This is a genomic window from Flavobacterium caseinilyticum (genome assembly GCF_004349085.1).
Classification (GTDB): Bacteria; Bacteroidota; Bacteroidia; order Flavobacteriales; family Flavobacteriaceae; genus Flavobacterium; species Flavobacterium caseinilyticum.
Genome location: NZ_SMFM01000003.1, coordinates 260,886 through 273,885, shown reverse-complemented (window position 1 = coordinate 273,885; position 13,000 = coordinate 260,886). Strand labels below are relative to the sequence as shown.

The window sequence follows — 13,000 nt, the reverse complement described above, 5'->3', positions numbered from 1 at the left end:
AACACCAGCGGGAATTTTCTAACTAACCATTTTTTAACTAACTAATTTCTTCTTTCTATTCTGATTGGTGCACCTGCTGCAACTCTGTTATCTTCTTTTTTGACTTTTGGACTAGTAGTTTTATAGTAATAGTCGTCCTGATTATTTGAATTTTGGTTATTTCCATAACCATAACCATAGCCATTTCTGTTAACATTGTTTTGGTTGAATTGGACCACTCTGCCACCATTTACAGTCCCAAAAGTATCAACAATTTGACCACGACGGTTGTAGATAATTTCTAATCCGCCTACTCTTTCTAATGCAAAACGGTTGTAGGTCATGTAAACAGAGCCAATTCTTTTTACTCTGTCATTCACATCATAATTGATGAACACATTTCCAACTTGTCTTACTCGACCCATATTATCGTGTTCCACTTTTACACCATAATTTGCATTTCGGACAGAATTCGGTGCGCCATAGGTTCTATTTGTTCCGCCTTTGTAATTAGATCTGTAATATCTATCACCGCCGTTTGCAGGACGCGTATTGAAATCTAATTGTCCGTCAGGGAATACGAAGAACTCAATTCCACGTTCTGTGAACACAATTGGATCGGCGTTTCTAAAATCTACTGGAGATCTTCTTTCTACAGAAAAATCGATTTTTTCTGCTGCGTTCGCTGCACTACCTCCAAATACGAAGATGCTAGCTACTAAAAGAGTAATTTTTTTCATGATACATCTATTTTGAATTTTGCCTACTCGTGAGCTTTTCGGCTTTCGCTTTTCTTATTTGATTAGGAATATCCAAGGAGTATGCCAAATTTTTTAATTCCTTCTTCAGGTCTTTGGTTACTCAATATGCTATTTGTATTTAAATTATTGAAAATCAAACACCTATTTTGAAAAAAAGCAGCATAATAAATTTTTTTAGGACCGAATATTAAGTTTTTTTTAATAAAATGCAATCTGTAATGCAGGTATATTCCAATGGTTTTTGCTAAAGGAAAGTAGTTCGGAAAGATAGATTTGCAAAAAATTGACATGAAAAAACCTGTTCAAACTAATGAACAGGTTTTGTATTTGAATATTGATAAGATTTACATCTCGTGTTTTGGAGTAACTCCCTCCTCATTTAATTCGCGGTATTCGTAATCAGCAATCATTTCAGCTTCATAGTCTGCTACTGCTTTACTATATAGGAGGTTTGATTTTCACTATTCTGATTATAATTTTTTTAAATTATTGTGTATGAAGAATCTAATTTTAAAAAAACATGATTAATATTGTTAATTATGTGTTAAAGGATTGTGTTTTTTTGTTTTTTTTTTCAGATTTGTCTTGCAATAAGGTTTAATAATCCTTAATGTAAAAAATATTCAGTAGCTACGAATTGCGGGGTTTTGTTTATTTATAACCAAAGAAAATTAAAAATAAAATAGTGATGTGGAATCACGATAAACTAACCTAATAGGACGAAAACTAACCGCTCAAGTCCTTAATGGAGTAACTATTAAACCATAAATTATAAAAAAATTAATGTTTACACTGGCGTTCGCTATGATTGGATCATTTGCTTTTGCAAATAATAGCACAATCAATGAAAAACAATTGGAAAGCTTGGATAATGAAAAAATTTTAGATTTTAAAACTTCTAAAAAAATTGATTTTGCTACTTTTAAAGAAATGGTAAGTAGTGGTACCTTAAATATTGTTAGTTTTGAAGAATTAGACAAATCTTTCTTATTCATTGATGATTGTGGTAATGAGTGGATTGTAGAATATGATAGTATGTATTATACACCGTTTACAGCTTTTCTAACTGCGTCAGAAATTATTTATGAGGTAACTGGTTGTTAACGGCACAAACAAAAAATAGGGCTATTTTTCAGCCCTATTAAAAAAAAACAAAAAATGAATATAAAATCACTTTTATTGGTAATTATTTCACTAGGGACAGGAGGTTTAATTTACGCTCAAAATTTTCCAAAAGATACTTTGCGGTATGAAATCACCTACGATTATTCATACCAAGTGAACAAAGAGGATACTCTCAGTAAACAGAAAGAGCTAATGGCATTGTATATTGCAAAAGATTTTTCATATTATATAAGTTTGAATCAAAAGAAATTACTTGATATGGCGCGTGATTATGAGGTGTCTAAGGTGCTTCCTGATAGAAAGGCACTATCGAGATCAAAAATAAATTATACAATAGTAAAGGAATACAGTACTATTAAATCAATTTTTATCGATAGGATTGGACAAGGTACTTATACATACAATCAAAATTTAGATAAGTTTGATTGGAAATTACAAGAGGAGCAAAAAGACATATTAGGATATAACTGTAAAAAAGCAACTACTGAGTTTGCGGGTAGAACTTATGTGGCATGGTATACCACAGAAATTAGTATAGCCGATGGGCCATATAAATTTCGTGGTTTGCCGGGTTTAATTTTATCAATTTATGATACCAATAAACATTATCAGTTTACTGTTGCAAGTATTAAAAATAGTTCCAGTTTTTGTAATACTGGGGAACAATTACAGAAACCTACTCAAATAACTTATGAAGAGTATAAACAACTAAAAAAGAGATACAAGGAAAAGCCATCGTCCTTGATTAATTCTGGAGGAATGACTTTTCCAAAGGAAATGCTTGATTTAGCTGATCAAAGAGCTAAAGAAAAAATGAAGTTTGAAAACAATCCTATGGAACTTACAGATTAATGCGAATAGTTTTTTGGCTGTTATTATTTCTCGGCAATTGCCTGTATTCTCAAACCATAATTAAAGGGGAAGTTTTGGATATACGAGGCAAGGTAATTGTTAATGCAAGTGTATCCATTTATAAAAAATCATCATCTGCTATCATTGCTTATGCCATTACAGATAGTAAGGGTATGTTTGCAATTACCTTAGTCAGTCCTGATCCTGAAGTAGATTTGGAAGTACGCTGCATGGGGTATGAAACCGTAGTAAGTGCAATTAATAATTCTACGCAAATTAAAAATTTCATTCTTTCTGAAAAGTCATTTGTCTTAAAGGAGGTTTCCGTTAAAGCAGCGCCTATTTTACAAAAAGGCGATACTCTGCGCTATTTGGTAAATTCATTTTCAAAAGAGCAAGACCGCAGCATTGGTGATGTGTTAAAGAGAATGCCAGGAATTGAAGTGCTTCCTGATGGTAAAATTTTATATCAAGGTAAAGCAATTAATAAATATTATATTGAAGGCCTAGATTTGTTAGAAGGGAAATACAATTTAGCTAATGATAACTTGCCTTATCAAGAGGTTTCTCAAGTACAAATTCTGGAGAACCATCAGCCCATAAAAACACTGGATAGTTTACAGTTTTCTGATCGAACGGCGCTCAATATCAAACTTAAAAACACCTATACTTTTACAGGTCAAGCGAGAATTGGCACTGGTTTTAGCCCATTACTTTGGGATGCTAATATTACTCCGATGCTTTTTTCTAAAAAAAGACAAATGCTCACTACCTATCAAACGAATAATACGGGAGATAATGTGGCGTTGCAGCTTAAAAAATTAACGATTGAAGATTTACTGAATCAATTTGAAAACAATTCAGAGAAAATAGATTGGCTTGCAGTACAACAATTAGCCAATCCAAAATTTTCTGAAAAAAGATGGCTTGATAATTCCATTCACTTATTGTCGAGCAATTATTTGCAAAAGTTAAAAAAAGACTATGAATTGCGGGTGAATGTTTCGTATTTAAATGATTATCAACAGCAAAAAGGTTTTACCAATACGCAGTTTTTTACGCCTTCGGGTACAATTGATTTGTTAGAAGAAAAATACAATCAATTCTATTACAATTCTTTGCAAACAAACTTTACACTTCAAAAAAACACCACCAAAAATTATTTCAAAAATAGTCTGGAGTTTCAAGGCTTTTGGGATAGTCAGCGCGGGAATATCGTTTTGAATAACGAAGGTTTAAAGCAGGAGTTGAGCAATGAATATTTTAGATTTTCTAATAATTTGAAATCAATTTTTTCAATTGGGAAACAAAAGGTCGTACTTTTTTCGTACTTAGGTTTAAACAAAACACCACAAGAACTGCGCGTAAATCCGGGACAGTTTGAGGGTTTACTTAACGAAAATAAACCGTACAATTCAGTTACACAACATATAGATTTACTCACCTATTACACAAACAACTCCTTATCGATGATCAAAGCGGTAAAGTATTTTACATTGGAGTCAAAAGTAGGTTTGCAATTGGAAAATCAAAAACTCAATAGTAATATAACTACATCAACCAATAGCGTTTTAAGTCCTGATTTTTCGAATACTCTAGATTGGTTTCGTTCTAAATTATATGTTGATTTGAATACTCAATTTAAAAAAGCGAATTGGCGATTTGAACTCTCAACCCCAATAAACTTCCATGCCTATACAATAAAAGACATACCGTTACAACTAGCTGAGGCTGTGAATCAAACTACTTTTGAACCTCGACTGACGGTGAACTATGATGTAAATTCTTATTGGAAAATTAATTCTTCGGCAGGAATTTCAAATCAATTTGGTACCATAAACCAGTTGCATTATGGTTATATTTTGCAAAATTACCGAAGCATTAAGAGAATTGATTCTCCTTTGCCACAATCAAAAATTCAAAATTATAATGTGGGAATCTCGTTTAGGAATTCTGTAAAATCACTTTTTTTTAATACTAGCTACAGTAATGTACAAAGTGAGAATAATTTACTATATCAAAGTGAAGTTTCACCAAATGGAGCAGTTTCAATTGATGCAATTGAGCAATTAAACACGAGATACAGTCATAATTTTTCAACCCGAATAGGAAAATATGTTTCTGCATTTAAATCAAATGTAGCTTTAAATAGCAGTTTTGTTTTGCAGGAATCTCAGCAAATTATTAATGCTAATTTAGTAGACATTGCAAATCAAAATCTGATTTTGGGCAGCAAAATAGATACCGATTTAACGGATTGGCTTAATTTGGAATACGCAGGTAGGTGGATGTTCTCGAATAACAAATTAGAGGAACTAAAACAACCGCTAGTAAAGCAACAAAATCATGTTTTAAATCTAAATTTTAATTTGAAAAGCAAACAATATGTAGGTTTAAAAACAGAGTATATAAACACGACCTTGTTCAATGAAAGAAACGAAAATGTTTTTGCAGATTTTATTTATCGATACACGATTCAAAAGAAAAAAATTGATTTTGAGATGCAAGTGAACAATGTTTTTGGTACCAATAATTTCGAAACCATTAATGTCAGTGATTTTAGTTATGTGGCAACTAATTTTATGTTAAGACCAAGGCAATTGTTGTTTAAGGTCCGGTTTTCGTTGTAATATTTCTTAATTTAAGGTCTGCATCATTTGTTATTCTAAAATATTCCCAATGTCAGTTCGAGCGCAGTCGAGAACCGTTTTGAGATCTGGACTGCGCTCGATGAGACAAAAAAAGCTACAGTAATAAACTAAATGATAGTCCCATTGTCAGTTCGAGCGCAGTCGAGAACCGTTGTGACATCTGGACTGCGCTCGATGAGACAAAAAAAGCTACAGTAATAAACTAAATGATAGTCCCATTGTCAGTTCGAGCGCAGTCGAGAACCGTTGTGACATCTCGACTGCACTCGATGAGACAAAAAAAGCTACAGTAATAAACTAAATAATAGTTCCATTGTCAGTTCGAGCGCAGTCGAGAACCGTTGTGACATCTCGACTGCGCTCGATGAGACAAAAAAGGCCACAGTAATGAACTAAATAATGTAGTTAAAACAAGAAAACATTTTTTTAATTCCATTAAACACAAGCCAAAAAAAACGACCTGCATCTATAAAGAGCAGGTCGTTTTTTTATGAAGAGTGAATGTGTTAATGTTTTGGTGTAAATCCGTCTTCGCTTAATTCGCGATGTTCGTAATCAGCAATCATTTCAGTTTCATAATTTACTTTTTCTCCTTTAGAGAATTTAGCAATTAATTTTTCCATGATTTCATAAATCACCGGAACAATAATCAAGGTCAAAAATAGGGACGAAATCAATCCACCAATAATTACCCAAGCTAGTCCGTTTTTCCATTCGGCTCCAGCTCCAGCAGCTAATGCAATTGGGAACATACCAAAAACCATTGCAATTGTTGTCATTAAAATTGGACGAAGACGCGCATGATTCGCTTGAATTAATGCGGTTCTAATGGTTTCACCAGCGGCTCTACGTTGGTTGGTGTAATCCACAAGCATGATCGCATTCTTACATACCAGACCAATAAGCATGATGACTCCAAGAATCGTAAAGATGTTCAAGGTGTTATTCGTTAATGCTAGTGCTAGTAATGCTCCAATGAACGAAAGCGGAATAGCAAATAATACTACAAATGGATGCACAAAACTGTCGTATAAGGAAACCATTACAAGGTAAACCAAGATAATAGCAGCCAATAAAGCAATTCCTAATGTTCCAAAACCTTCTGACTGGTTTTCTTGATCACCACCCCAAATGTAGTTGACACCGGTAGGTTTTTTTAGTTGATCTATTTTTTCTTGCCATTGCGCAACAATTGTTCCAGAAGCAACTCCCACGTTTTGCCCTTTCACTGTCACAGATGCCGTTTTGTCCCTACGTTCCAATTGGCTTGGACCAGAACCTTCCGTAACGGTCGCAAATTGATTTAACTTGATTTGTTGACCCATATCATTGATGAAAATCAAGTTGCTTACATCAGCAATACTTTTTCTATCGAAAGCATTATACTTAATATTGATGTCGTATTCGTATTCTCCAGCTCTAAAACGCCCGTCTGTGTTTCCACTAAAAGCAGTTTGCATTGTCATACCTACGGTTTGTAAACTCAAACCAAGTGCGGCCATTTTATCTCTGTCTACTTTTACGCTTACTTCAGGATTTCCGTCCTCTACCGATAATTCAATTTCTGTTGCACCAGGAATAGTGCGCAATTCTTTTTCGGCAGCAATAGCAAATTTCATGGCACTTTCTACATCTGGACCTGTTACAATAAGTCCTAAAGTAGCATCTTCAGCCGTTCCTAAAATACCTACAGGAACTGTTTTTACTTTTGCGCCAACTAGTAATTTTTCTAATTTACGTTTGGTTTTTGCAGCGTAAACATTTGCAGGTTCATCGCGCTGGTCTAATTCAACCATTTTCACGTTAATTTCTGATTTATAAGCAGTTGATTGTGAAGCCCCCATACCACCACTAGTTTGACCCACAATAGTAAATTGACTGTGAACAAAATCTTCTTTGTCTAAAAAGGCCTCTGCTTTTTGCGTCATGAAGTTGGTTTTTTCTAACGATGCATCTTTTGGCATTTCGATTTGAACTAAAAACTCACCACTGTCTGATGCTGCGAAGAATTCACCTCCAATAAACCCCGCAGGAACCAATGCAATTGAGCTGAAAAAGATAACTAAAACAATAGCTAGTGTTGTTTTGTAATGATCTAAACTCCAAGTCAATAATCCAGAAATCCAGTTGATGAAACGCGTTAAATAACTTTCAAAACCAAGAATGATTCTTCCAAAAAGGTTTTTACCTTCAATATGTTCTAATTTTCCATATCTGGATGATAGCCATGGAATAATAGTAAACGAAGCAACTAATGATAATAAAGTGGATATAATTACCGTCACACAAAATTGCGTAATAATATTAGAAACCAGACCAGAACTCAATGCAATTGGTAAAAACACAACCACAATTACAAGCGTAATCGATACTACAGTTCCACCAATTTCGGCTGTACCATCATAGGCAGCTCGAACTTTGTTTTTGCCCATTTCCATGTGCCTGTAAATGTTTTCTAGAACCACAATAGCATCATCTACCAGAATTCCTACAACAAGTGAAAGTCCCAATAAACTCATTAAGTTCAACGTGTAACCCATTAAATAGATTCCAATAAAAGTAGCAATCAACGATGCTGGGATCGAAATCATTACTATCAATGAGTTTCGAATACTGTGTAAGAAAAACAACATTACAAACGCTACTAAAAGTACCGCAATAAGTAAATCATGTACAACGGCATCAGCAGCTTCAAGTGTAAATACAGTACTATCTTTTGCGATTTCTAGTTTTAATTCAGTCGTTTTGTACTCCGCTTCTAGTTTAGCAATTGTTTTCACCAACTCTTCACTCACCGCAACCGCATTAGCATCGGACTGTTTTATGATTTGCAAAATAATAGCACTTTTTTGATTGACACGAGCTACTTTTTCAGTGATTTTTTGAGTGTCTTGAACATCAGCGATTTCGCCTAAACGAACTTGGATTCCGTTTTTAGAAGCAACAATTAAGTTTCTTAATTCTTCAACATTCTTATATTTTCCGGCTAAACGGATTAATATTTTTTGCTCACGGGTTTGAATATTTCCGGTTGGGAAATCCAAGTTGGAGGATAAAATGTTTTGTTGCACTTGCGGTACCGAAAGTCCGTAGGCTTGCATTTTTACTGCATCTAAATTTACTTGAATTTCTCGCTCTTGTCCGCCTGTGATATTAACTTGAGCTACTCCTTGCACACGAGAAAGAACCGGCGCAAGTTTCTTGTCTATTAAGTCGTAAAAAGCAACTTCGTCCATTTTTCCGTTGGCACCAATGGTCATAATTGGTAAATCGCTCAACGAAAACTTGTTTAATGAAGGCGCCTGAGCGTCATCAGGTAAGTCATTAATGATGGCGTTTATTTTACGCTGCGCATCATTCATAGAAATATTTACATCAGCATTAGATGTTAATGTTATCGAAACCGAGGACAAACTTTCAAATGACTTAGAATCAATTTTTTTGATGTTTTCCAAGGATGAAATTGCATCTTCAATTTTTTTGGTAACGGTATTTTCGACCTCACTAGGTGATGCTCCGGGATAAACCGTTGCAATCGAAATCACATTGGTTTCAAATTTTGGGATCAATTCATAGCCCAATTGGCTGTAGCTGAACAGTCCTCCTAGAGTTAGTATCGTAAATAATACGATGACTAATGAGGGACGTTTTATGGATATTTCTGCTAATTTCATTTTTTTATTTGCTTTTTGACTTTAAGGCTTAAGGCTTTAAGATTATTTAATAATTTCCACTTTGCTTCCGTCTTGCAAATTGATTTGTCCGGTTACAATAACTTGTTCACCATCTTCAAGTCCGTTTAAGATCTCTACTTTATCGCCTAGAATTCTGCCAGCAGTTACTGTTTTTAACTTGGCAGTTCCATTTTCAATTACAAATATTTGGTTGCTGCTTACACTACCTACAAAGGCATTTCTTGGAACGATTTTCAAGGATTGTTTTTGTTGGTTAGATGCAAAAGCAGCAGTACCGTACATTCCTGCTTTTAGGTCTTTGTTGGCATTGTTTGTAATTTCTATTTCTACAGGGAAGTTTAAAGTTTCATCAGCTTTTGCAGCAATGAAAGTAATCTTTCCTGAAAATGTTTTATCTGGATACACACTGGCAACTACATTAGTAGCACTTCCTACTCTTAATCCAGCTACTTGACTTTCATTTACGTTAACTTTCAATTTTAACTTTGATACGTTTACAATATCAAATAATTGTGTTGCAGGCATTCCTGTAATGATAGAACCTACTTCAATGTGTTTTTTATTGATAAACCCACTTATTGGTGCCTTGATTCTAGTATCACCTACGTTAATGTTGGCTTGTGTAAGTTGTGACTTAGCATTTACCATTTGTAGTTTGGCTTGGTCTAATTGTTGTTTGGTTACACCACCGGTTTTAAATGCATTTTCAAATCGGTTGTAATCAGCAACTGCGTTTTGATAAATTGCGTTTGCGTTTTGTGCATTTACATTCACCACATCACTACGTACAATAGCAAGAGTTTGTCCTACGCTCACGTAATCACCTTCTTTGGCTAATATTTTGGTGATTTTACCTGACTTTTCTGCTGAGAATTTTAATTCTTGAACCGGTTCAAAATTTCCGTTAGAAACAAAGTCAAGAGATACATCTTCTGTTTTAACAACATCTGTACGTACAGATACTGTTGCATTTTTCTCAGCCACTACTGCAGTTTTAGCCTCGTTGTCTTTTTTGTTATTGGTAAGTATGTAAGTAATAATCCCTAAAGAGGCAGCAATTACTACTACGGTTATGATAATTTTTTTCATTTTGATTATTTATTGGTTAACGTTTTTAATTCTCCTTTTGCTTTTATTAATTGTATTTCGGCTAGTTTATAATCTAATAGCGCTGTAGTGTAGTTGTTTTGAGCAACAACAAGTTCGCTTTCAGCTTCTAGTAAATCAGTTAATGATGCGAGACCTTGAATGTAGTTGTTGTTGGTATTGGTCAAAACTTCTTGTGCTAGTTTTGCGTTTTCTTTTTGATTGTTGATAGATACAATGCTATTTTCAATTTGTGTTTTAGCGTTGGTATATTGTAAATCCAATGAAAGTTTCGTTTCTTCTAAGTCTACTTTTATGGAGGCAAGTTTGTTATCAGCTTGACTTACTCTTGATCGTGTTCCAAAACCTGAAAAAATAGGGATGCGCAAATTTAAACCTATAGAAGCAAAATCAGACCAGTACACTCCATCTGATGGTTTCCTGAACCAAGGCATTTCAGGACCTTGACCAATGAAGTTGTACCCGCCAGTAAGCGATAAACTTGGGTAATAGGCTGCCTCTATAGATTTTTTTTGGTACTCTAATAATTGCTCGTTCTTTTTAAGCAATAAGTATTCGGTTCTTATTGTAGTATCTGGCGTCAACGAAAGTGCATTTGGAGTAATTTCGAATTCCGTTTCGGGAATAGAAATGCGAGTATCCATTGGTAAACCCATGAAAAATTTTAATGCATTTTCTTGTAGTGTAACGGCATTTATGGTTTGCTGGCGTAGGGTATTTATGTTTGATATACGAACCATAGTCCTATCCAAGTCAATTTTTTTGGCCAATCCGTTGTCGTATTGCCCTTTTATGATGTCCTTAACTTTTGTGGTGTTTTTAAGGTTGTTATCAAGTACAGTTAAGTTTTGGCGTGTTACGTAAACTTGGTAGTAAGCATTTGCTACACGCTCTATAACTTGCTCTTCGGTTAACTGTGCGTTTATTTGGTAAAATTCACGGGTTGATTTTGCCGCCTTCAAACCTACAAAAACAGCTTGGTCATACAAGGCTTGATTAAGAGATATACCTGCAGTTGAGTTCCATTTTTGACCAAATGCAGCCTGAATTGTATTTCCTGGTGCGCCAAATCCCGCTCCGTCAATTACGGTAGTTTGTAAAATAGGATTGTAGTTTAAGCTACCATTTGCTGAAATTTGAGGCAAGGCTCTTGAACGAACTTCTTGGATTTCGTATTCCCCTTTTTCTATTTGTAATCTTGCTTTTTTTGCATCAGCTTTATTCTCTAGTGCGTATACGATGGCATCTTGCAGAGTTAGGCTTTTTATTTCTTGTGCATTAATGCTTAAAGAAAGCAGCACGGTCATTAGTATAATTGTTCTTCTCATTTTATAAGCTTAATTTGATTAAATTTTTCTCTAATTCTAGTATTCCCTTGTCTGTTGCCATTGCTCTGGTATGGTATTGTAGTGCTTCCATTTCAAGCGCAAAGGCTTCTCGTTCTGACCTAATATTTTCGTTAATCGAAAAAATTAAAGTGTAGTAAAACTTGATGTATGCATCTATATTCAGGTTTTTGCGGTATAAACCCTCGACGATTCCTTTTTCGATGTTTTTCCTAAAACAGGATTCGCACATTTCAACTTGAACTGATAATAATTTTTGGTATACCTCAGGATAATGTTTTTTAAGTTGATACACTGGGGAAGTATCAGTGGATTTGAACATATCATCAAACATCCGTCTGATTTCAAAATTCTCTTCTATGGCATTAAAATTTTGTGAAGTAATCGTGTTGATTATGTTATTTATTTCGGTGTGAATTATTTGAACACTCTCCTCGATAAGTAACTCTTTGTTAGCGAAATACTTGTAAATTGTTTTTTTTGAAATACTCATTTCTCCGGCAATATCATCCATAGTGATACTCTTGAAACCGAGTTTCAAAAACATTTCCTTAGCTTTTGATATAATTTTCTCTTTCATTTGGTTTGGGTAATTATAGTCGGTTTATTTTTAAGTTAAAAGATGTTCAATAGTCCTTAAAATTGATGTAAAAATACAATGGAAACTCTAGGAACTAAAAAAGTTTCCATTTTATTAGTAATTATTTAACTTTAAATTATTAATGTACGCTACACTGTAAATTCTAGATTAGCTATCAATTTAATATCTTGTCCTAGAGATAGTCCGCTAGCTTGTTGAAAAGGATTTTGAGTCAAGCCGAAATCTTTGCGATTGATATTAGCCGTTATTTCAAAAGCTGCTTTTTTGATGCCATTGTATGCGTTAATTCCAATAAATTCCGCGTCAAGTTCTACCGCTTTGGTGATGTTTTTAATGGTGAGATTTCCTTTTAAGAAATTGATATTAGGAGTAACTTTTTCGAAAGAAGTGGATTTAAAGCGAATTAATGGGTACTCCTTAACGTTAAAAAAATCATCCATTTTTAAGTGGTTGTCTATTTGTTCTAACGTAGCGTCTCTGCTGTTTACATCTAATGAAAAGGCGATTGATGCATCGGATATTTGATTATTGTCTATGTCAATATAACCGTCAAATTCATTGATGCTACCTGCTAAATATGCAATGATAGAATGTTTCATTTTAAAAAGAACATCAGATTGGTTCGAGTCAATTGTCCATGTGGTTTTCATAAGGATTTGAGTATTTTAGATTAGAAAAGAAAACAACAATTTTATCAAGTGTGAAAGTAGAAAAATGTAGCAGTCAATTTCGAGTGCAAATGTAAGACGGAAACCGTAGATACCAAAAAAGTTTCCTAAGTATTTAGATTTATTTAACGTTTGAGTAACTTTAACATTTTAGCTAGTTTCAAGTTTTTTGAGTTTCTTTGTGGATATAAAGTTCAAAGTTGGAATGTTTTGTA

Annotated in this window: 9 protein-coding genes; 3 read left to right on the top strand and 6 right to left on the bottom strand. The window is 34.1% G+C overall.

Annotated elements, in window-relative coordinates; genetic code table 11:
* Positions 1-41: 41 nt before the first annotated feature.
* The gene (locus E0F89_RS09620) at positions 42-719 is read right to left on the bottom strand and encodes a hypothetical protein (protein ID WP_165930001.1); all 678 of its coding nucleotides are present in this window, start codon (positions 717-719) and stop codon (positions 42-44) included.
* Between the two features lie 825 nt (positions 720-1,544).
* Between E0F89_RS09620 and E0F89_RS09615 the strand changes: the two genes are divergently transcribed.
* From E0F89_RS09615 to E0F89_RS09605, 3 genes are read left to right on the top strand one after another with little or no spacing between them, the layout of a single operon-like run.
* Positions 1,545-1,844: a hypothetical protein gene (locus E0F89_RS09615; protein ID WP_131909582.1), complete on the top strand. Its 300-nt coding sequence runs from the start codon at positions 1,545-1,547 to the stop codon at positions 1,842-1,844.
* A 54-nt stretch (positions 1,845-1,898) separates the two neighbouring features.
* Positions 1,899-2,717 carry a GLPGLI family protein gene (locus E0F89_RS09610; protein ID WP_131909581.1) on the top strand — a complete coding sequence of 273 codons (819 nt, stop codon included), beginning with the start codon at positions 1,899-1,901 and terminating at the stop codon, positions 2,715-2,717.
* The gene (locus E0F89_RS09605; protein WP_131909580.1) at positions 2,717-5,347 is read left to right on the top strand and encodes a carboxypeptidase regulatory-like domain-containing protein; all 2,631 of its coding nucleotides are present in this window, start codon (positions 2,717-2,719) and stop codon (positions 5,345-5,347) included. Before E0F89_RS09610 ends, E0F89_RS09605 begins: the two co-directional genes overlap by 1 nt.
* Positions 5,348-5,874: 527 nt before the next feature.
* Here E0F89_RS09605 and E0F89_RS09600 read toward each other — a convergent pair.
* The 5 genes from E0F89_RS09600 to E0F89_RS09580 form a co-directional block, all read right to left on the bottom strand.
* On the bottom strand, positions 5,875-9,042 hold the full coding sequence (locus E0F89_RS09600; RefSeq protein ID WP_131909579.1) for an efflux RND transporter permease subunit: 3,168 nt from the start codon (positions 9,040-9,042) through the stop codon (positions 5,875-5,877).
* A 42-nt stretch (positions 9,043-9,084) separates the two neighbouring features.
* On the bottom strand, positions 9,085-10,152 hold the full coding sequence (locus E0F89_RS09595) for an efflux RND transporter periplasmic adaptor subunit (RefSeq protein WP_131909578.1): 1,068 nt from the start codon (positions 10,150-10,152) through the stop codon (positions 9,085-9,087).
* 5 nt (positions 10,153-10,157) lie between these two features.
* The gene (locus E0F89_RS09590; RefSeq protein ID WP_131909577.1) at positions 10,158-11,498 is read right to left on the bottom strand and encodes a TolC family protein; all 1,341 of its coding nucleotides are present in this window, start codon (positions 11,496-11,498) and stop codon (positions 10,158-10,160) included.
* 1 nt (position 11,499) lies between these two features.
* Positions 11,500-12,096, bottom strand: a complete 597-nt coding sequence (locus E0F89_RS09585; protein WP_131909576.1) for a TetR/AcrR family transcriptional regulator — start codon at positions 12,094-12,096, stop codon at positions 11,500-11,502.
* A gap of 149 nt (positions 12,097-12,245) precedes the next feature.
* Complete coding sequence (locus E0F89_RS09580; RefSeq protein ID WP_131909575.1) at positions 12,246-12,767, bottom strand: YceI family protein; 522 nt, start codon at positions 12,765-12,767, stop codon at positions 12,246-12,248.
* Positions 12,768-13,000 lie beyond the last annotated feature (233 nt).